General features: G+C 73.1%; 23 protein-coding genes. 14 read left to right on the forward strand and 9 right to left on the reverse strand.

Going from position 1 to position 19190, the window contains the following annotated elements; all coding sequences use genetic code 11:
* Window positions 1-66 precede the first annotated feature (66 nt).
* The 4 genes from RM555_RS30300 to RM555_RS30315 all read right to left on the reverse strand — a co-directional run bounded on the left by RM555_RS30300 (window position 67) and on the right by RM555_RS30315 (window position 3389).
* Complete coding sequence (locus RM555_RS30300; protein WP_132237913.1) at window positions 67-309, reverse strand: hypothetical protein; 243 nt, start codon at window positions 307-309, stop codon at window positions 67-69.
* A 19-nt stretch (window positions 310-328) separates the two neighbouring features.
* Complete coding sequence (locus RM555_RS30305; RefSeq protein WP_311414915.1) at window positions 329-1324, reverse strand: LysR family transcriptional regulator; 996 nt, start codon at window positions 1322-1324, stop codon at window positions 329-331.
* 110 nt (window positions 1325-1434) lie between these two features.
* A complete protein-coding gene (locus tag RM555_RS30310) occupies window positions 1435-2043 on the reverse strand; it encodes a hemerythrin domain-containing protein (protein WP_311414916.1) in 609 nt (202 codons plus the stop codon).
* Window positions 2044-2192: 149 nt separating this feature from the next.
* The gene (locus RM555_RS30315; protein WP_311414917.1) at window positions 2193-3389 is read right to left on the reverse strand and encodes an RNA-guided endonuclease InsQ/TnpB family protein; all 1197 of its coding nucleotides are present in this window, start codon (window positions 3387-3389) and stop codon (window positions 2193-2195) included.
* Between the two features lie 169 nt (window positions 3390-3558).
* Here RM555_RS30315 and RM555_RS30320 point away from each other — a divergent pair, with 169 nt between their 5' ends.
* Both RM555_RS30320 and RM555_RS30325 read left to right on the forward strand, forming a co-directional pair.
* On the forward strand, window positions 3559-4881 hold the full coding sequence (locus RM555_RS30320) for a M20/M25/M40 family metallo-hydrolase (RefSeq protein ID WP_311414918.1): 1323 nt from the start codon (window positions 3559-3561) through the stop codon (window positions 4879-4881).
* A gap of 61 nt (window positions 4882-4942) precedes the next feature.
* Window positions 4943-5596 carry a hypothetical protein gene (locus tag RM555_RS30325; RefSeq protein WP_311414919.1) on the forward strand — a complete coding sequence of 218 codons (654 nt, stop codon included), beginning with the start codon at window positions 4943-4945 and terminating at the stop codon, window positions 5594-5596.
* A gap of 77 nt (window positions 5597-5673) precedes the next feature.
* On the opposite strand, the gene RM555_RS30330 is transcribed toward RM555_RS30325, so the two are convergent.
* Window positions 5674-5865 carry a DUF5703 family protein gene (locus RM555_RS30330; RefSeq protein ID WP_013734349.1) on the reverse strand — a complete coding sequence of 64 codons (192 nt, stop codon included), beginning with the start codon at window positions 5863-5865 and terminating at the stop codon, window positions 5674-5676.
* A 139-nt stretch (window positions 5866-6004) separates the two neighbouring features.
* Here RM555_RS30330 and RM555_RS30335 point away from each other — a divergent pair, with 139 nt between their 5' ends.
* From RM555_RS30335 to RM555_RS30345, 3 genes are all read left to right on the forward strand, one after another.
* Entirely contained in the window at window positions 6005-6484 is a 480-nt protein-coding gene (locus RM555_RS30335) for a DUF2975 domain-containing protein (protein WP_311414920.1), read from the forward strand.
* A complete protein-coding gene (locus tag RM555_RS30340) occupies window positions 6484-6690 on the forward strand; it encodes a helix-turn-helix domain-containing protein (protein WP_026874506.1) in 207 nt (68 codons plus the stop codon). The genes RM555_RS30335 and RM555_RS30340 overlap by 1 nt, the downstream gene beginning before the upstream one ends.
* An 82-nt stretch (window positions 6691-6772) precedes the next feature.
* Window positions 6773-6934: a hypothetical protein gene (locus RM555_RS30345; protein WP_311414921.1), complete on the forward strand. Its 162-nt coding sequence runs from the start codon at window positions 6773-6775 to the stop codon at window positions 6932-6934.
* Between the two features lie 36 nt (window positions 6935-6970).
* Here RM555_RS30345 and RM555_RS30350 read toward each other — a convergent pair whose 3' ends face one another.
* Together RM555_RS30350 and RM555_RS30355 are read right to left on the reverse strand one after the other, a co-directional pair.
* Window positions 6971-7861, reverse strand: coding sequence for an SseB family protein (locus RM555_RS30350; protein ID WP_311414922.1), 891 nt, complete (start codon window positions 7859-7861; stop codon window positions 6971-6973).
* Window positions 7858-8277, reverse strand: a complete 420-nt coding sequence (locus tag RM555_RS30355) for a YbaB/EbfC family nucleoid-associated protein (protein ID WP_311414923.1) — start codon at window positions 8275-8277, stop codon at window positions 7858-7860. Before RM555_RS30355 ends, RM555_RS30350 begins: the two co-directional genes overlap by 4 nt.
* Before the next feature lie 92 nt (window positions 8278-8369).
* On the opposite strand from RM555_RS30355, the gene RM555_RS30360 reads away from it, so the two are divergent.
* The 3 genes from RM555_RS30360 to RM555_RS30370 are packed head-to-tail and all read left to right on the forward strand — an operon-like array spanning window position 8370 to window position 10676.
* Window positions 8370-8699: a hypothetical protein gene (locus RM555_RS30360; RefSeq protein ID WP_121397959.1), complete on the forward strand. Its 330-nt coding sequence runs from the start codon at window positions 8370-8372 to the stop codon at window positions 8697-8699.
* Window positions 8696-9757: a WXG100 family type VII secretion target gene (locus RM555_RS30365; RefSeq protein ID WP_311414924.1), complete on the forward strand. Its 1062-nt coding sequence runs from the start codon at window positions 8696-8698 to the stop codon at window positions 9755-9757. The genes RM555_RS30360 and RM555_RS30365 overlap by 4 nt, the downstream gene beginning before the upstream one ends.
* 22 nt (window positions 9758-9779) lie before the next feature.
* Window positions 9780-10676 (forward strand): hypothetical protein, encoded by an 897-nt coding sequence (locus RM555_RS30370; protein ID WP_311414925.1) that lies wholly within the window; start codon window positions 9780-9782, stop codon window positions 10674-10676.
* A gap of 27 nt (window positions 10677-10703) precedes the next feature.
* Here RM555_RS30370 and RM555_RS30375 read toward each other — a convergent pair whose 3' ends face one another.
* On the reverse strand, window positions 10704-11675 hold the full coding sequence (locus tag RM555_RS30375; RefSeq protein ID WP_311414926.1) for an aldo/keto reductase: 972 nt from the start codon (window positions 11673-11675) through the stop codon (window positions 10704-10706).
* Window positions 11676-11852: 177 nt separating this feature from the next.
* On the opposite strand from RM555_RS30375, the gene RM555_RS30380 reads away from it, so the two are divergent.
* Complete coding sequence (locus RM555_RS30380) at window positions 11853-12905, forward strand: LLM class F420-dependent oxidoreductase (protein WP_132238108.1); 1053 nt, start codon at window positions 11853-11855, stop codon at window positions 12903-12905.
* Entirely contained in the window at window positions 12902-13738 is an 837-nt protein-coding gene (locus tag RM555_RS30385; RefSeq protein WP_311414927.1) for an undecaprenyl-diphosphate phosphatase, read from the forward strand. The genes RM555_RS30380 and RM555_RS30385 overlap by 4 nt, the downstream gene beginning before the upstream one ends.
* A 347-nt stretch (window positions 13739-14085) precedes the next feature.
* On the opposite strand, the gene RM555_RS30390 is transcribed toward RM555_RS30385, so the two are convergent.
* Window positions 14086-14682, reverse strand: a complete 597-nt coding sequence (locus RM555_RS30390; RefSeq protein WP_311414928.1) for a hypothetical protein — start codon at window positions 14680-14682, stop codon at window positions 14086-14088.
* 749 nt (window positions 14683-15431) lie between these two features.
* Here RM555_RS30390 and RM555_RS30395 point away from each other — a divergent pair.
* From RM555_RS30395 to mshC, 4 genes are all read left to right on the forward strand, one after another.
* Window positions 15432-16145 carry a histidine phosphatase family protein gene (locus tag RM555_RS30395; RefSeq protein WP_311414929.1) on the forward strand — a complete coding sequence of 238 codons (714 nt, stop codon included), beginning with the start codon at window positions 15432-15434 and terminating at the stop codon, window positions 16143-16145.
* A 307-nt stretch (window positions 16146-16452) separates the two neighbouring features.
* Window positions 16453-17040, forward strand: coding sequence for a DUF3090 domain-containing protein (locus RM555_RS30400; RefSeq protein WP_311414930.1), 588 nt, complete (start codon window positions 16453-16455; stop codon window positions 17038-17040).
* Window positions 17037-17855: an SCO1664 family protein gene (locus RM555_RS30405; protein ID WP_311414931.1), complete on the forward strand. Its 819-nt coding sequence runs from the start codon at window positions 17037-17039 to the stop codon at window positions 17853-17855. Before RM555_RS30400 ends, RM555_RS30405 begins: the two co-directional genes overlap by 4 nt.
* 86 nt (window positions 17856-17941) lie before the next feature.
* Entirely contained in the window at window positions 17942-19180 is a 1239-nt protein-coding gene (mshC, locus tag RM555_RS30410) for a cysteine--1-D-myo-inosityl 2-amino-2-deoxy-alpha-D-glucopyranoside ligase (RefSeq protein ID WP_311414932.1), read from the forward strand.
* The last annotated feature ends 10 nt before the right edge of the window (window positions 19181-19190 follow it).

A 19190-nucleotide genomic window follows, 5' to 3' on the forward strand; every position in this document is an offset into this window, starting at 1 on the left:
GCCCTGGGCGACCGCGGAGCCGGGGGTCGGGGGGCGCCGGGGCGGCCGGGGCGCCGCCCGCCGTGGTCAACCGTGGTCGCTCTCCAGGCTGCCGATCGTCAGGCCCGCGGCGTCGGCCGCCGCCTCGCGGTCGGCGCGCGCCCGCTCCTCGCGGGTCAGCAGGTTGGCGTACTCCGTGACGTCCGCCGGGTCGGGCACCTCGGGCAGGCGACGCAGGAACGCCTCCACGTCGCGGGCGGCGGCGGTGTGCGTGGCGGCGGCCTGCCGGAGGATCTCCCGGTCGTCGGCGGCGGGGTAGGCATCGGTCATGTCCGCCTGATACCCGGCGCTACGCCGTTCGCACCCCGTCGGCCCCGGCGGCCGTCAGCCGCCGCGCCCCGTAGCTCGGGTTGCGCAGCAGCCAGGCCAGGTATTCCGGGTGTGCCGCCAGCGAGTCGGTGTACGCGGCCAGCGCGAACTCCAGCACCAGTTCGGCGTCGCGGGCGGCGGGTGAGTCGGGATGCCAGCCCAGCATCAGCCGCCAGCGCAGCGGCGTCCCGGTCAGCATCCGGGTGACCAACCCGGCGACCGGGCGGAAGGTGGCCTGGCAGAGCGCGATCGCCTCGCCGGAGTCCACCATGTCGATGCAGCAGCGCACGTCGGTCTCGTACACCTTGCGGGGGGTGAAACCGGCGCGGGCGCAGGCGGCGGCGAAGCAGTCGCCGAAGCAGCCGTCGCCGGGCGCGGCGACCCACTGCTCGTGGCTCAGGTCCACCAGGCTCACCTCGGCGTGCCCGGCCAGCGGGTGCTGCTCCGGCAGCAGCACCAGCACCGGGTCGACGGCCACCTCCCGCCAGCTCAACCCGAGCTCGGCGGGCGGGGCCGCGTCGCCGCACACCCCGATCAGCGCGAAGTCCAGCCGGCCGCCCGCGACGAGCTGGGCCAGCTCGTCGGCCGACCAGGAGGCGTGGGTGGTGATCTGGGCCGGTGGGGGCTCCGCGGCGAGCCGGTGCACGAGCCGGCCGAGGATCGGGCTGTTCACCCCGCCGAACCGGTAGCGGCGGGGCACGTCCCCGGACCCGGCCAGCCGCGCCGCCTCGTCCTGCAGGCCCTTCATCGCCGGCAGCAGCACCCGCGCCCGGGCGAGCACCAGCTCGCCGAGGGCGGTCGGGCGGGCGCCGCGGCGGTCCCGCTCGAACAGCGGCCCGCCCAGGGTCCGCTCGATGCGCTGGAGCTGGGCGGTGAGTGCCGGCTGGGCCAGGCCGAGCGTCGATGCCGCCTTGGTCACGCTCCCCGTCTCCGCGATCGCGCAGACCACCCTCAGGTGTCGCAGCTCCAGATTCATACCGTGACGGTATGACCCCGTAGCGGCCGACGGAAGGCCCTGGACGGATCAACGCCTCCCAATGTGTGCCCGATCTGCTCCGGCGTGCCGCGCCCGCGCCCGCCGCCGGCTCAGCCCGGCGGCCGCTCGGTGAGGTCGGCCAGGTAGGTGGGCCGGCCGGTGACGGCGTCGCGGACCTTGTCGACGACGCCCACCGCGGGCTCGACGACCCGGTTCCACGGCGGCGTCGCCGGGGTGCCGGGGTGCGGGCGCGTCGGGGCCGCCTCCTCGGCGATCTCCAGCCGGTTGCCCAGGCGGATCAGCTCCTCGGCGCTGGCCACCTCGCGCAGCGCCGCGACGAGCGCGCCGGCCTCCTCGACGTGGCGGTGGACCCGCGCGGCGACGTCGGCGAGCCCCTCGTCGGCGAGCGCCTTCAGCGCGGTCAGCAGGGCCCGGTCGTCCGCGATGGCCCGGTCGATCCGCTCCGCCGCGTCGGGCAGCGCGGCCCGGACGGCGGGCAGCAGGTACTGCTCCTCGGCGGACAGGTGCCGCGACAGCGTCGCCGTGAGCACCTCCAGGCCGCGCTCGGGGACGGGCTCCGGGCCCGGGTCGGTGAGCCGCCGCAGCAACTCCCGCAGTTGCCGGTGCTCGGCGTCGAGGATGTCGGCGATGCTGCGGCCGCCCGGCCGGAAGCCCTCGTCCTCTCCGGTCGGCGGCAGCGGTGGCAGGGGAACGGTCATGGTGCCCTCCTCTTTGGCGGGCGGCGCAGGTGGTGGGGAGCGGTCGCGAGCGGCGGTACCCGGCGGCGTCGGCGGCGAAACCGCCTGGATCGGCCGCCGAGTGCCGGTCGATCCGGCTGGTATGAAGAACCGTTGACATCCTCCCCGCCCTAGAGGGCGCGGGTTCCCTGGGTCGCCCCAGGGGTTTCCTGCTTCATCGCCGACCGCCTCGTCCGGGAGAGTTCCCGTTGAGGTCTTACACCGGCTCCACAGGCAGCAGCCGCCAGCCCGGCGGCCAGGATGTTGCGTGCCGCGTTGACGTCGCGGTCGTGGGTGGTGCCGCACCGGCACGTCCAGGCCCGCACTTTCAGCGGCATGTTCCGCGCGACGGCTGCGCAGGTCGAGCACACCTTGGAGGAGGGGTACCAGCGGTCGATCACGGTGAGGTTCCGGCCGTACCAGGCGCACTTGTAGGTGAGCAGCTCGCGGAACTGGTGCCAGGCCGCATCGTTGATGGCGCGGGCCAGGCGGTGGTTGCGGACCATGTTGCGCACGGTCAGGTCCTCGATCACGAGCGTTTGGTTTTCGCGCACGAGTCGAGTGGTGAGCTTGTGCAGGTGATCACGCCTGCGATCGCCGATGCGGGCGTGGACGCGGGCCACCTTGAGCCGGGCCTTGGCCCGGTTGTGGGAGCCCTTCTCCTTGCGTGCCAGCTCTCGCTGGGCGCGGGCCAGCCGAGTGCGGTCGGCCCGTTCGTGCCGGGGGTTGGCGATCTTCTCCCCGGTGGACAGGGTCAGCAGGTGCTCGAGGCCGGCATCGATGCCTACTGCGCTCTCGGCGGCCGGGAGGGTCTCGATCTGGTCCTCACAGAGCAGGGACACGAACCAGCGGCCGGCCGAATCGCGGGACACGGTCACGGTGGACGGGGACTGCCCTTCGGGCAGCGACCTCGACCAGACGATGGCCAGCGGGTCGGTCATCTTGGCCAGAGTGAGCTGGCCGTCTCTCCAGCGGAACGCGCTGGGGGTGAACTCGGCCGAAGCTCGCGACCTGCGCTTGGACTTGAAGCGCGGGTAGCGGGCGCGCTTGTCCCAGAAATTCGCGAAGGCGCTTTGCAGATGCCGCAGCGTCTGCTGCAGCGGCACGGAGGAGACCTCGTTGAGGAAAGCCAACTCCTCAGTCTTCTTCCAAGCGGTCAGCATCGCGCTGGTCGCGTTGTAGTTGACCCGTTCCTGCCGCTGGTACCACGCCTCGGTCCGGGCATGCAGGGCCAGGTTGTAGACCTTGCGCACGCACCCGAACGTTCGGCTCAACAGCTCTGCCTGCTGGGCCGTCGGGTAGAAGCGGAACTTGTAGGCCCGCTTCACCCTTGAGGTCACTTTCACAAGCTAACACGATAGTTTGGAACCGGACCTGCGGTATCCGTGCGGTACTTCTGTCGGCCTTGACGGCGGCCCTGCCATCCCTGACCTGTCTCGCAGGAGGTCCCGTTCCCTCCCCGGCCCGAAGGCCCGGGACACTCACAGAAGGAGTCTGATGACGAGCGACTTCGCCCGACCCGACCCCACCGACGAGGTCGTCGACCTCTGCCGTGACCTGCTGCGGATCGACACCACCAACACCGGGGACAACGACACCAGCGCCGGGGAACGCCTCGCCGCCGAGTACGTGGCGGAGAAGCTGGCCGAGGTGGGCGTCGAGTCCGTCATCCACGAGTCGGCGCCCGGCCGGGCCAACCTGGTCGCCCGCATCCCCGGCACCGACCCGGGCCGCGGGGCGCTGCTGGTGCACGGCCACCTCGACGTCGTCCCCGCCGACGCCGACGAGTGGTCGGTCCACCCGTTCTCCGGTGAGCTGCGCGACGGCTACCTGTGGGGCCGGGGCGCCATCGACATGAAGGACTTCGACGCGATGGTGCTGGCGGTGGTGCGGCACTGGCAGCGCACCGAGGTCCGCCCGCCCCGGGACATCGTGCTCGCGTACACCGCCGACGAGGAGGCGGGCAGCGACTACGGCGCGCACTTCCTGGTCGAGCGGCACCGCGGTCTGCTCGACGGCTGCACCGAGGCCATCGGCGAGGTCGGCGGCTTCTCGTACTCGGTCAACGACAGCCAGCGGCTCTATCTGATCGAGACCGCCGAGAAGGGCATCGACTGGCTGCGCCTGCACGCCAAGGGCCGCCCCGGGCACGGCTCGATGATCCACGACGACAACGCGGTCACGGCGCTCGCCGAGGCGGTGGCCCGGGTCGGCCGGCACCGCTTCCCCGTGGTGGTCACCGACACCGTGCGGGCGTTCCTGGAGGAGGTCTCCGACCTGCTCGGCATCGAGCTGGACCCGGAGGACCCGGAGACCGCCATCGCCAAGCTCGGGCCGATCGCCAACATCATCGGCGCGACGATCCGCAACACCGCCAACCCGACCCGGCTCGCCGCCGGCTACAAGGACAACGTCATCCCGGGCCGGGCCACCGCCACCATCGACTGCCGCAGCCTGCCGGGGCAGTCGGAGCTGCTGGAGCGGCAGCTGCGCGAGCTGGTCGGCCCGGACATCGTCATCGAGTACCTCCAGCGCCAGCCGGCGCTGGAGACGACGTTCGACGGAGACCTGGTCGACGCGATGTCCGCCGCGCTGCGCGCGGAGGACCCGGGGGCGCGGCCGGTGCCGTACATGCTCTCCGGCGGCACCGACGCGAAGGCGTTCTCGCAGCTCGGCATCCGCTGCTTCGGCTTCGCGCCGTTGCGGCTGCCGGCCGACCTGAACTTCTCCGCGCTGTTCCACGGCATCGACGAGCGGGTTCCGGTGGACGGACTACAGTTCGGCGTGCGGGTTCTCGACCGGTTCCTCCGCACCTGCTAGCCCCCGCCAGGAAACCCCGGTGTCCCGGCGGGAACCACTGATCGTGAAGGGACTGACCCACATGACCGACCAGCACGGTGAGCTGGACGCCGCCCTCGAGCGCGTGATCGATGCGGCCCGCCACCACCTGGCCGCCGTCCGCGCCGCACAGGGCCGCGTCGACGACGACGACGTCTGGCAGGCGTACGTCGCGCTCAACAACGCGTCCTTCGCGTACGACGAGCAACTCCTGGACGCCTTCGGCGAGGTCACCCCGTGGGACGTCGAGTCGATCGACCCGGAGGAGGCCGACCAGCGCTTCGGGGCCGCGGAGGGCGTGGAGCCCACCGACCCGCACCCGCGGGTGATCTCGGTACGGCAGCGGCGCGACTACCGGGTGCCGAGCGTGTCGGCGCTGATCCGGGTCGCCGAGGCCGCCCGGCGGGAGGGCACCCCGGCCGAGGACGAGCCGGAGCCGGTCGAGGGGGTCGGCGAGGCGGTGCTGGAGCTGCTCCAGAGCGGTGACGGCTCGCTCGGCGCGCTGGACGTGCCGGAGCTGGAGCCGCTCGACGGCGTGGTGATGGTCAGCGAGGTCGGCACCCCGGTGGACCTGGAGTCCTTCGACGACGACGACCCGGTGGGCCCGTTCCAGCCGGCCGCCGACGACCGGCTGGTTGGCCGGCTCGACGAGCACCCCTTCATGGAGCTCGACGAGGAGCACGACCACGCCCACTAGGCGGTGACGGCCCGCCGGTCAGGCGGCGCAGGCCCGGGGCCCGACCGGACGGTCGGCCCCGGGCCTTGCTTTCGTGGTCAGTACGACAGTCCCGGCTGCGGCTGGTTGACCCGCCGGCGGCGCAGCACCACCTGCCGCGTGCCGTCGCGGTACAGCCGTACCCGCGCCAACTCCCACCCGGAGAACTCCGCCTGGATCGCCAACTGCGCCGCGGCGGTCAACCGGTCGACGTTCGGCGGCAGCCGCAGCGGCGCGTACTCGTAGTCCATGACCTCCATGCTGCCCAGCCCGGGAGGCCTTCGCCACCCCCTCACCGGTGACCCGCGCCGCTGCGAGACGTGGCCGCCCGGCTTCCCGGCCATCGCCGAACCGATTGACTTTCGATAGGTTAAGAGCGATAGTCGATGCATGTTCAACGAGCATCGAGCGGTAGCCCCGCTCAGAGTCTTCCTCGTCGTGCTGTTCGGGATCCTGGTCATGCTCCAGACCTTCTCGCTGCCCGGGCAGTTCGCCCACATGGCCGAGGAGTCCCCGGAGCTGGCCTACCTCAGGTGGCCGATGACCGCCGTGGCGGTGTTCTGGGTGCTGTGCGTCCAGGTGGTGGTCGTGTCCACCTGGAAGCTGCTCACCCTGGTCAAGCGCGACCGCATCTTCAGCGACGCCTCGCTGGCGTGGGTGGACGCGATCGTCTGGGCGATCGTCGCCGCCTGGGTCGTGCTGCTGGGCGTCTTCCTCTACGTCGGCTTCAACGCCACGGACCCCGGGCTGCCACTCCTGCTGTTCCTGCTGCTGGTGGGCGTCGCCGTGCTGGGCCTGCTGATGGTGGTGATGCGCGCGCTGCTGCGGCAGGCCACGACGCTGCGGACCGACATGGAGGCGGTGATCTGATGCCCATCGTCGTACGCATCGACGTCGAACTGGCCAAACGCAAGATGAGCGTCGGCGAGTTCGCCGAGCGCGTCGGACTCACGCCGGCGAACGTGGCGGTGCTGAAGAACGGCCGGGCCAAGGCCGTCCGGTTCAGCACCCTGGAGGCCATGTGCCGGGTGCTCGACTGCCAGCCCGGTGACCTGCTCGAGTGGGTCGACGAGTGAACCCGCGCGCCACGCCCCGGACCACCGACCACGAACCGCCCGCCGGCAGGTCCGAGACCCCGGCCGCCACCAGGGAGACGCCATGACGTACCTGCTCGCCCTCATCGCCAGCGCGCTCGGCGTCGCCGGCGTCGTGCACGGGGAGGCCGACGACTCGCCCGGCCTCCAGTTCCTGGGCGTCGTGCTCGTCGTCGGCGCGGTCGCGTTCGCCGTGCGGCACGCGCGGCGCGGCCGGCAGCGGTAGGCCGCCGACCGGCAGCGGTAGGCCGCCGACCGGCGGTCAGCCGGTCGGCGGGTTCGCCGCCAGCAGGGCGGCCAGCGACGCCGCCCCCAGGGCCAGGGCGCGCGGGGTGCCCGCGTCCACCACCAGCCCCCACGCCGGGTCGGGCCAGTCCGCGAGCAGCTCCGCGCAGGGCACGGCGACGAACGGCACGCCCTCCCCGGCGAACGCGGTCAGCGCGTCGGGGGAGGTGAAGACGGGCAGCAGCGGCGCGCCGGTCGGGTCGGTGACGATCGTCCACGGCACCTCGCGGTCCGGCCCCGGCTCCGCCGCCAGCGGTACGCAGACCGCCGCGGCGGCGAGGACGCCGAGGTAGCCGGGCAGGTCCCGCCGCGCGCCGGCCTCGCTGAGCAGGTCGAGCACCGACGGCCCGCCCGGGTCCGCCCCGCTCCGCGTCTCGTCGGCGGCTGGGCCCGCGGATGAATCCGTGGGCAGTTCCGCGGGCGGCGGGCCGGGCACGCGCGCGTCCCCGGCCCCCGCCGCGGGCTGTTCGGCTCCGGCGACGGGCTGCCCGGCCCGGGCGCGGGGCACGGTCGGCTCCGGGCGCACCCGGGGACCGGTGGGCGGGAGGATCTGGCAGGACAGCGCTCGGGGCTCCGTGGTGAGCACCGTGGCGGCGGTCTGCGCCGCGAACCCGCTCCACCAGCGCAGGCCCTCGGCGGTGCGCGGTGTCTCGTACCACCAACCGCCGACTCCGCGCGGCGCCTGCCAGCCGAGTTCGGCCAGGCGTCGCTCGTCGTAGGGTGGGCAGATCCCGCGGACGGTGTCCCGGCGCACCATCAGGTGCAGCCGGCGGGGGCCGGCGGCGAGTTCCAGGTCGGTGTCGCGGTCGCAGCCCGACAGTGTGTCGTGGAGCCGGGCGACGATGTCTGGCCAACCCGGCGATGTCATGCCGGCGGCCCCGGCAGGCGGCCGTCGAGTCGGCCGAGCCGTCCCATCGCCTCCTCCAGGCGGCCCAGCGAGGCGAAGTCGCCGGGGGTGCCGAAGATCCCGTTCAGGCCCGCGCCGAGCGTCGCGTCGAGACCCCCGGTGCGCTCTTCGAGCTGCGCGGTCGCCGTCGCGCGGGCCTGCCGGTACGCCTGCAGCACCATGGCTGCGAGGTCCTCGGTGCCCACCCGCAGGGCGGTCGGGGCGAGGCTCAGGTCGGTCAGCTCGCCGGTGGCGTCGACGGTCGCGGTGACCAGGCCGCTGTCGTCGGTGGCGGTGGCGCTCAGCTCGTCCAGGTCGTCGGTGAGCCCGGCGAAGCGGCGTTCGATGTCGGCGAGCCGTCCGGCGAGTGCGTCGAACGCGGACAGCGGGTCAGACATGAGAACCTCCCGTGCGCGGTGCCGTCCGGGGTGGCGCCCGGCGGCGGCATGATCGTATCGTCGTCCCGCCGGGCGAGTGGGGGAGGAACGGCGTGCCTGACATCGACGTCGACGTGCAGGCGGTGCGTCGGCTGGAGGCGGCGGCGAAGCGGGTGGCCACCTCGCTGACCGCGCTGGAGAGCCGGATCACGTCAGCGGGTGACATACCGGACGGGGCCTTCGGGCACCTGCCGTTCGTCAGCGACATGCTCCGCGAGAAGTACGCCGAGCAGGTCACCGGGGGGATGGAGCTGTTCCGGTCCGGCCACGACGCGTTCGAGCGGGTCGGCGGCGCGCTGGGCGGGACGGCCGAGGCCTACGAGCGCAACGAGCAGGACATCGACGCCTCCTTCCGCGCCATCGGCGCCGGGATGCCCCGGTGAGTGGGCCCGCGGGCACCGCCGTCGAGCTCTGGAACGGCATCGACAACGCCCTGTCCGGCGTGGACAAGGTGGTCGACAGCGTCTGCCGTACCCTCGCCTGGCCGCTGATCCAGCTCGTCGACCTCGTCGACGGCGAGCCGGCCGCGCTGCGCGCCAAGGCCACGGAGTGGGACGCGCTGGCCGCGCAGGTGCGGGAGCTGGCGATGGGCCACCGCAGCGTGCGCGAGGCCGAGCAGGCCGGCTGGCGCTCCCCGTCCGGCCAGGCGTACGGGCGGCGGTTGGCCGAGGTCGAGCAGCAGCTGCTGGACGTCGCCGAGCAGTTCGCCGCCACGGCCGAGTACCTGCGCGGGGTGGCCGACGCGCTCCAGACGGTGCACGACGTCCTCGTCGACATCTGCGTCGAGTTCGTCAACTTCCTGCTGGTGACGCTGGTCACCGCGCTGCTGATGGCCCCGTTCACCGCCGGGGCGTCCTGGGCGGCCGGGGTGGCGCTGGCGGTCACCCGGGGCATGATCGCGCTGACCCGGATGTTGAAGATCATCCGACCGCTGGCGACGCACCTGCAGAAGGTCATCCGGCTGCTGCAACGGGTCCTGCTCCACCTGCGCAAACTGCGCAACCACCTGGACAAGCTGGTCGACAAGCAGAAGGCGCTGCGCGCCGGCCAGAAGTACGCCGACAAGCGGCGCGCCGCCGGCGCCGCCGACAAGTGGCACCACAAGTTCATGGACCCGGCGAAGGGCACCTGGAAGCTCGGCAAGTCCGGTTCGCCGTTCGACATGAGCACGTTCGAGCGCCTCGGGGCGCTGCGGGCGCACGGCATGGCCGACGGGGCGCGGATGATCGGCCGGGACTGGGTCACCAACCTGCCGTGGAACATCCCGAACTCCGTCGTGCACGGCGTCACCTGGGGCACCGTCGCGATGGTCTCCGGCCTGTCGGTGCCCGGCATGGACCAGGTCGGCGACAAGGTCGACGCGGCGGTGCAGGGCGGCGCCGAGTGGATCGACCAGAATGTCTTCGGGCAGCCGCCGGCGGAGCAGCCGGCCGGCAGGTGACGGTCGATCGCGGGGGTGGGGCGTGTCCGAGGGGCGCAGTCGGCTGGGCCGGCTGACCGACGCGGTGCTGGGCGGTGCGCGGGCCGCCCGGGACAAGGCCCGTGAGCTGCGCGACGAGTTCCGCACCACCGACGAGCCCGAGCGCGCCCTGGTCGCGCCCCTGCTGCCGGACGAGGAGATCCGCTACGTCGGCCTGGCGCCGGTCCGGACACCGGAGAACCACCGGGCCGGCAGCCAGCTCGCCGACCGGGTCAACGCCGAGCTGGCCGAGGCGCTCGATCCGCGCGCGCTGTTCGGGCTGCTCAACATCGTCAATCCGGTCGCCTGGGTGGACGCCGTGCTGACGCCCGTACGCATCGCCGCCGGCGTCCTGCTGCTGCCCGGCAAGGCCGCCGTGCTCGCCGCGGGCACCCCGGAGGCGACCGAGCCGGAGCCGGCGCCGGGCGGCGCGCCCCGGGAGCCGCTGCCGCTCACCGACGAGCAGGAGGCGTTCCGGGCGCTGTTCCGGCTCAGCCGCTACCGCCCGCTGGCCGACCAGCTCGCCGAGATCGCCTACCGGCGGCGGTACGTCTTCAGCGGCGACCTCGCCACCCTCGCCGGCAGCCTGCTGCTCTTCCTCGAGCGCTACACCGGCACCCCGCTGGCGGTCACCGACACCCACCTGCACCTGCTGCGGATGGGCCGCCGCCCCGACCCCGACCGCGAGGACCGGCGGCGCCCCCAGGTGCTGTGGAGCGTGCCGCGGCGGCGCATCGCCCGCATCGAGTCCGAGCACGGGGCCCGCCTCATGCAGTTCCCGTCCACCATCGTGTTCGACGACGGGTCCTGGATCCGGATCGTCAACCCGGCCACCCGCGACGACCAGTCCCGCTTCCTCGCCGCCGTACGCGACCTGCCCGGCCAGCGCCCCACGGCCTGACCGCGCCACCGTCCCCGCGGGGCGGGGTCAGCCGTCGCGCTCGGGGTAGCCCACCGGCACCGCCGACACGTCGTCCAGTGCCGTGACGATCTCCTCCGGCAGGGTCATCCGCTCGACCTGGAGCGCGCCGAGGAGCTGCCCGACCGTCCGCGCGCCGAGGATCGGGGCCACCACCCCGGGCCGGTCGCGGATCCAGGCCAGCGCCACCTCCGTCGGGGAGACACCCAGCCCGCCCGCGGCGATGGCGACCGCCTCCACGATGCTGGAGCAGCGGGGCTCCAGGTAGGTGGCGACGAAGCGCTCGAAGTGCGGCGAGGCCGCCCGCGAGTCGGCGGGCCGGCCGTGCCGGTACTTGCCGGTGAGCACCCCGCGGCCCAGCGGCGACCACGGCAGCACCCCCAGCCCGAGGGCCTCGCACGCGGGCAGCACCTCCCGCTCCACGCCCCGCTCCAGCAGCGAGTACTCCACCTGCGCGGCCACCACCGGGGCGCGCCCCGGCCAGGCGGTCTGCCAGGCCGCCGCCCGCGCGGTCTGCCAGCCGGCGAAGTTCGACACCCCGACGTAGCGGACCCGGCCGCTGGCCACCGCGTGGTCGAGCGCCGCGAGCGTCTCCTCCAGCGGCGTGTCGGGGTCGTAGCCGTGCAGTTGGAAGAGGTCGACGTGGTCCGTGCCCAGCCGGCGCAGCGAGGCGTCCAGCGTGCGCAACAGGTGGCCCCGGGAACCGTCCCGCCGCCGGCCGCTGCCCGGTCGCAGGCCCGCCTTGGTGGCGATCAGCAACTCCTCGCGCGGCACCAGGGAGCCCAGCAGCGACCCGATCACCGACTCGGCGTCGCCGTCGCCGTAGACGTCGGCGGTGTCGATCAGGTTGCCGCCCGCGTCGAGGAAACTCTTCAGCTGGGCGGCCGCATCGTCGGCGTCGGTGTCCCGGCCCCACGTCATGGTGCCGAGCGCGAGCCGCGAAACCGCCAGCCCGCTTCGGCCGAGCGGTCGCTGTTGCATGGGTGAACCTTATTTCGAACGAGGGCCCGCCGATATCCTCGCTCCCGTCAAGTGTGCCGGGCGCGTCGCGTTTCCGACCGTCCGGGCACCGCCCCCGGCGGTGCCGACCGGTGAACGGGTCGACTTGCGGCATTGCGTAACCTGATGCGACCTGTGGTGCGGATGGGGGAGGACCTAGTGCGACTCGGGCTCAGCCTCGGATACCAGACGGCGTGGAGCACACCGGCCGATCACCTGGCTTTCGCCCAGGAGGCGGACCGGCTCGGCTACTCGGTGGTGTGGGCGGCGGAGGCCTACGGCTCCGACTCGCCGAGCATGCTCGCCTGGATGGCCGGGCAGACGGAGCGGATCGACCTGGGCAGCGCGGTGATGCAGATCCCCGCCCGTACCCCGGCGATGACCGCGATGACCGCGGCGACCATCGACGCGCTGTCCGGCGGCCGGTTCCGGCTGGGCCTCGGCGTGTCCGGCCCGCAGGTCTCCGAGGGCTGGCACGGCGTACGGTTCGCCAAGCCGCTGGCGCGGACCCGCGAGTTCGTGGACATCGTGAAGCTGGCCGTCGCCCGCAAGTCCGTCGCGTACGACGGCGAGTTCTACACGCTGCCGCTGCCCGACGGCCCGGGCAAGGCGCTGAAGCTGGGCTTCCACCCGCCGCGCGAGCACATCCCGATCTACCTCGCCGCCGTGGGCCCGAAGAACCTGGAACTGGCCGGCGAGATCGCCGACGGCTGGCTGGCGATCTTCTACGCCCCCGAGTTCGCCGAGGAGCAGCTCGCGTCGGTGCGCGCCGGGCGGGCGAAGGCCGGCAAGGAGCTCGCCGGCTTCGACGTGGTCCCGTCGGTGCCCGTGGTGGTCGGCGACGACATCGCCACCTGCGCCGAGCTGGTCCGCTGGTACGCGGCCCTCTACGTCGGCGGCATGGGCAGCCGCCAGCAGAACTTCTACAACCAGCTCGCCACCCGGATGGGCTACGGCGACGCCGCCCGCGAGGTGCAGGATCTCTACCTGGCCAAGCGGCAGCGCGACGCCGCCGCCGCGGTGCCGCTGGAGTTCATCGACCGCACCTCGCTGCTGGGCCCGAAGGAGCGCATCGCCGAGCGGATGCGGGAGTACGCCGCCGCCGGCGTCACCACCCTGTCGGTGACCCTGTTCGCCGCCGACCGGGACAGTGGCGTGCAGACCCTGCGTACCGTCGCCGAGGCGCTGGACCTCTCGGGAGTCGGCGAGTGACCTGGGTCGAGGCCATCGTCCTGGGCATCGTCCAGGGACTGACCGAGTTCCTTCCGGTCAGCTCGTCCGGTCACCTGCGGATCACCTCGGCGATCTTCTTCGACCGGGACGCCGGGGCGTCGTTCACCGCGGTCACCCAGTTGGGCACCGAGGCGGCGGTGCTGATCTACTTCGCGAAGGACATCTGGCGCATCACCCGTACGTGGCTGGTCGGCATCAGGGACAAGTCGGTGCGTTCCAGCCTCGACTACCGGATGGGCTGGTACGTCATCGTCGGCTCGATCCCGATCGGGCTGTTCGGTTTTCTGTTCAAGGACCAGATCCGCACCGCCGGCCGGAACCTGTGGCTGGTGGCGACCACGCTGATCGTGTTCGCGTTCGTGCTGGCGTTCGCCGAGTACTGGGGGCGGCAGACCCGCACCCTGGTGAACTTCAAGATGCGCGACGGCGTGGTGATGGGCTTCGCCCAGGCGATGGCGCTCATCCCCGGGGTGTCGCGCTCGGGCGGCACGCTCACCGCCGGGCTGTTCCTCAACCTCACCCGGGAGGCGGCGGCGCGCTACTCGTTCCTGCTGGCCATCCCGGCGGTGGTGATGTCCGGGATCTTCAGCGTCGGCGACGTCTTCGAGCCGGCGGCGCCCGGCACGTCGGTGCCGACCGTGGTCCAGATGGTCGTCGCCACGATCATCGCCTTCGGCGTCGGGTACGCGGCCATCGCCTGGCTGCTGCGCTACGTCGCCCACCACACCCTGTACGTCTTCGTGCTGTACCGGGTCGCGGTGGGCACCCTGGTGCTCGCCCTGTTGATGACGGGCACCATCAGCGCCACCTGACCCGCCACCCACCTCCACACCGGCCCTCGTCCGCAGCAGCGGACGGGGGCCGGTCCGTGTCCGACCCACCGCCGGCCCTCACTGCCAGCCTGGCGCCTCGGCGCTCTTGCGTCTGGCGTCTGGCGTCGCATTCTCTCTGCGCCGGACTGCGTCAGCCGGGCTCGCCGTCCTCACGTCGAGATCTTGGACGGTTGTCGTTGGGTGTGAGCGGTAACTGTCCAAGATCTGGTGGTGGAGATGCCGGCGCCCCTTCGGGGTGCCGGGTGGGTCGTGGTGGATGTGCCGCTGGCCGGCACCGATTGATCGGTGCCGGCCAGCGGTCCCCCTTGTGGTGGAAAGTCTGTGTGTCAGCTGTTCCAGTGCTCGGTGACGAGGTCGGCGGCCTGCTGCTCCCACTGGGCGTAGTGGTCGGGGTAGGCCGACACCTGCACGGTCTGGGCGGCCTTGGTCAGGGGCATGTCCTGCCATCCGTCGACCTGCTTGAGGCCCTTGAGGAACGCGGTGGTGGAGTACTCGGGGTCGGTGATCTGCTCGACCGTGCCCCATCCGCTGGAGGGGCGCTGCTGGAACAGGCCCTGCGAGTCGTGGTCGTTGCGGTCACCGAGGTGGCCCAGGTTCTCCAGCTTCGACTCCTGCAGGGCGGTCGCGATCGACACCACGGCGGCGCGCTCGTCCATGCCGGCCTTCTTCGTCGCCGCGATGATCGCCTTCACGTTCGCGACCTGCTCGTCGGACAGGTCGACGTGCGACTGGGCGCCCTGCACACCGTGCGGGATCAGCTTGGCCTTGTCGACCGACGGCTTGTCAGCCTGCACGGCCACAGCCGCCACGGGCGTGGTGTCGACAGTCGTCGGGGTGCTGTCGGTCATCGGGCCGGCGGCCACACCACCGGCGAACGCGAGACCAGCAATACCGAGAACGCTCTTACGAATGAACGTGTTCATGGGGGACGCTCCATTCGGGGGTTGGCACCACACACCGAAGGGGGATCGGCTCTGTGTGCGGGTGCAAGCACCGTCCGGCGCTCGATGGACAACGGGGAACCTCCGGCGTCCTGCCGGAGGAAAGATCAGAGTCGGCCGCGTGGGGCGGAGGGGGATGCCCTGCACGTGGGCCGGGACCATGTGTAACGACCGGCCGGCCGCCATCATTCCGGGGCCCGGGGCTGGCCACCTGCCCGGGAGGCGGGACGTGCCCTTGCTCGGTCGTACGCATGGTGTAACGACCCGGGGCCGGCCACGATTCCGCCCCCACGATGCCCCCGGTCACACCTCGAAACCGGACATGTCTCTCATTGTCGGCTCGTTTCGGGGTGGGTGTGGTGCGGGTCGTGGTGGGCGTTCCGGATTGGTGCCGGACAGGGCGATCGGTCGGGGTGGAGTGGGGCGAAGCCGCGTGTCAGGGAATGAACCGGACATTATGGGTGTCGGGTGATTCCGTTGGTGGCCCCCGGGCATGGTCGACGGTTAGCCGAGCCTGTCGGGTCGGCCCCGCTTGCGAGATCTTGGCAAGGCTCGGCCCCTGGAGGGGCACTCTCGTTCCAAGATCCGCCGACGCCGACGCCGACGCCGACGCCGACGCCGACGCGGTCGAGGTGAGTCGGGCCCGGGGCCGTAGCGCAGATGGGGGAGCGCGGGTCATGCCGCGCACCGGGGAGGCACCCGTGGCCGGATACAGGTCATAGGGTGGTCCCGTGGCGACCCTTCTGCTTCTGCGACACGGCCGGACGACCGCGAACGCCGACGGCGGGCTGGCCGGCCGTCAGCCCGTGGAACTGGACGAGACGGGCCGGGCCCAGGCGACCGCGGTCGGCGAGCGGCTGCGGGCGGTGCCGCTCGCGGCGGTGGTGACCAGCCCGCTGATCCGGTGCCGGCAGACCCTCGAGCTGGCGTTGCCCGGGGTCGCCCCGGCGGTGGAGGAGGGGCTGATCGAGTGCGGCTACGGCGCGTGGGAGGGCCAGCCGCTGAAGAAGCTCGCCAAGGAGCCCCTCTGGCCGGTGGTCCAGCAGCACCCGAGCGCGGCGGTCTTCCCGGAGGGGGAGGCGATGGCGGCGATGGCGGCGCGGGCGGTCACCGCGGTGCGTACGTGGGACGCCCGGATCACGGCGGAGCACGGCCCCGAGGCGGTCTGGCTGGCGTGCAGCCACGGCGACGTGATCAAGGCGATCGTCGCCGACGCGCTCGGCGTACACCTGGATCTGTTCCAGCGGATCGTGGCCGACCCGGCCTCGGTGACGGCGATCCGCTACACGCCGCTGCGGCCGTTCCTGATGCGGCTCAACGACACCGGCGGCGACCTGGCCGGGCTGGTGCCGCCGCCGCGCAAGCGGCGCCGACGGGCGACGCGGGCCGCCGGGGCGGCCGACTCCGACGCGCCGGTCGGCGGCGGCGCGGGGGCGGGCCGGTGACGGCCCGGCGGCGCCCCGATCCACGGCCTCGCCGCAGGATGCGGCGTCCGGCGGGGCGGTGCCGGTGCGTGGCGGCCGTCCCGTCCGCGACGCTCGCCCCGTCCGCGACGCTCGCGCCGGCCGACGAGGAGTCCGCGCGCCGGTGCGGGCCGAGGGTCCCGTCCGCGACCACGCCGCGGCGCGGGCCCGGGGTCTCGCCGGCCGCCACGCCCGGGTGCGGCACACGGTGTGCCGGGCGCGGCGGGGGTACGGCGATTCGTGTCGGTGGGGTGCGCGGCGTTGTGGCGCGCCGGATAGGGTCGTGGGTATGACCCACCAGGTGCACGCCTTCGAGCCGCCGGAGCGGTTCGTCGCCGGGACGGTCGGGCCGCCGGGGGAGCGCGCGTTCTTCCTCCAGGCGCGCGGCGGTGGCCGGCTGGTCAGCGTCGCGCTGGAGAAGGTCCAGGTGTCGTTGCTGGCCGAGAAGCTAGAGGAGCTGCTCTCCGAGGCGCAGCGCCGCTTCGGGGTGGAGCTGCCCGAGCCGGTGGCCCTCGTCGGCGACAACGACCCGCTGGACACGCCCGTCGACGAGGAGTTCCGGGTCGGCACGCTCGGGCTGGCGTTCGACGTCGACACCGCGACCGTGGTGATCGAGGCCATCGCCGTGGGCGAGGCGGAGGTCGAGGTCGAGCTCGGCGAGCCCGACGACGACACCGAGGACGCCGAGGACGAGGACGAGGAGCCGGACGAGGACCTCGACCGGCTCCGGGTGCGGCTGACCCCCGAGGCGACCCGACAGTTCATCGAGCGGGCCCGGCGGGTGGTCAACGCCGGTCGTCCGCCCTGCCCGCTCTGCGGCCAGCCCCTCGACCCCGCCGGTCATCTCTGTCCGCGCCACAACGGTTATCACCGGTGACGTCGTCGGATCTCCAGCCCCGACAGGACGGCGAGGCCGCGCTCCGCTTGCTGCGTGACGGCCACCTCGACCTGGAGGGGCGGCTCGTCGACGCCTCCAACACCACGCTGCGCGGCATCCTGACCCTCGACGGGGTGACGGCCCGCTGCGTCTACAAGCCGGTGCGGGGCGAGCGTCCGCTGTGGGACTTCCCGGACGGCACGCTGGCCGGCCGGGAGGTCTCGGCGTACGTGGTCTCCCGGGCCACCGGCTGGGATCTGGTGCCGCCGACCGTGCTGCGCGACGGCCCGTTCGGCCCGGGATCGTGTCAGCTCTGGATCGACGAGCCGGAGGAGGCCGAGCCCCTGGTCGGGTTCGTGCCGGCCGACGCGCTGCCGCCCCGGTGGTTCCCGATCGCGGCGGCCCGCGACGACGACGGCACACCGTACGCGCTGGCGCACGCCGACGATCCGCGGCTGGCCCGACTCGCGGTGCTCGACGCGGTGATCAACAACGCGGACCGCAAGGGCGGGCACGTGCTGGTCGGTCCGGACGACCGGATCTACGGCGTCGACCACGGGGTGAGCTTCCACGTCGAGGAGAAGCTGCGCACGGTGCTCTGGGGCTGGGCCGGGCGGCAGTTGCCGGCGGACGCCGTGGAGATGCTCAACGCGCTCGCCGGCCAGCTTTCCGGGGCGCTCGGCGCCGAGCTGGCCGAGCACCTGACCATCCGGGAGGTCGCCGAGCTGGCGGCGCGGGTCGACCGGCTGCGGCACACCGGCCTGTTTCCGCAGCCGTCGCAGGACTGGCCGGCGGTGCCCTGGCCCCCCATGTGAGCGCGCCCGGTCCGTCCACGGCGCTGTCATGTTGATCACTGTGGGCCGGGCCTGCCGCGCCGCGCCGGCTGGTTAGGCTGACGGTCATGGACTCTTGGGCGGGACATGAGGTGCCGCGGCTGCCGGGCAGGGGCCAGCCGCTGTCGTTGTACGACTCGGCGCGGCAGGGCGCCCACCCGAGCGATCCGGCCGGCACCGCGACCATGTACGTCTGCGGCATCACCCCGTACGACGCCACGCACCTGGGCCACGCCGCCACCATGATCGCGTTCGACCTGGTGCAGCGGGTGTGGCGGGACGCCGGCCGGGACGTGCACTACGTGCAGAACGTCACCGACATCGACGACCCGCTGCTGGAGCGGGCCGAGCGGGACGGCGAGGACTGGAAGGTCCTGGCGATGCGGGAGACCGCGCTGTTCCGCGAGGACATGGAGGCGCTGCGGATCATCCCGCCGGCGCACTACGTCGGCGCGGTGGAGTCGATCCCCGACATCGCCGACAAGGTCCTTCTGCTGCTCAAGGACGGGGCCGCGTACCGCCTGGAGGACGGCACCGGTGACGTCTACTTCGACATCGCCGCCACCCCCCGCTTCGGCTACGAGTCCAACCTGACCCGGGAGCAGATGCTGGAGATCTTCCCCGAGCGCGGGGGCGACCCGGACCGGGCCGGCAAGCGCGACCCGCTCGACCCGCTGCTGTGGCGGGGCGCCCGCGAGGGCGAACCGTCCTGGCCGGGCGGCGAGCTGGGCGCCGGCCGTCCCGGCTGGCACATCGAGTGCACTGTCATCGCGCTCAACCTGCTCGGCGACCGGATCGACGTGCAGGGCGGCGGCAACGACCTGATCTTCCCCCACCACGAGTGCTCCGCCGCGCACGCCGAGCGGCTCACCGGCACCGCGCCCTTCGCGCAGCACTACGTGCACGCCGGCATGATCGGCCTCGACGGCGAGAAGATGTCGAAGTCCCGGGGCAACCTGGTCTTCGTCTCCCGGCTGCGCGCCGACCAGGTCGACCCGATGGCGGTCCGGCTGGCCCTGCTCTCGGGGCACTACCGCACCGACCGCGCCTGGACCGACGAGCTGCTCGCCACGTCGCTGGAGCGGCTGGCCCGCTGGCGGCGGGCCGCCGCCGCGCCCGCCGGTCCGTCGGGCGAGGAGTTCCTGGCCGGCGTACGCGCCCGCCTCGCCGACGACCTGGACTCGCCGGGCGCCTTGGCGCTGGCCGACGGATGGGCTGAGGCGACCCTCGCCGGCACCGCCGACGACCCGGCCGCCCCCGCCCTCTTCGCCGCCACCCTGGACGCCCTCCTCGGCATCCGCCTCTAACCCACCCACC

The organism is Micromonospora reichwaldensis (assembly GCF_031845925.1).
GTDB lineage: Bacteria > Actinomycetota > Actinomycetes > Mycobacteriales > Micromonosporaceae > Micromonospora > Micromonospora reichwaldensis.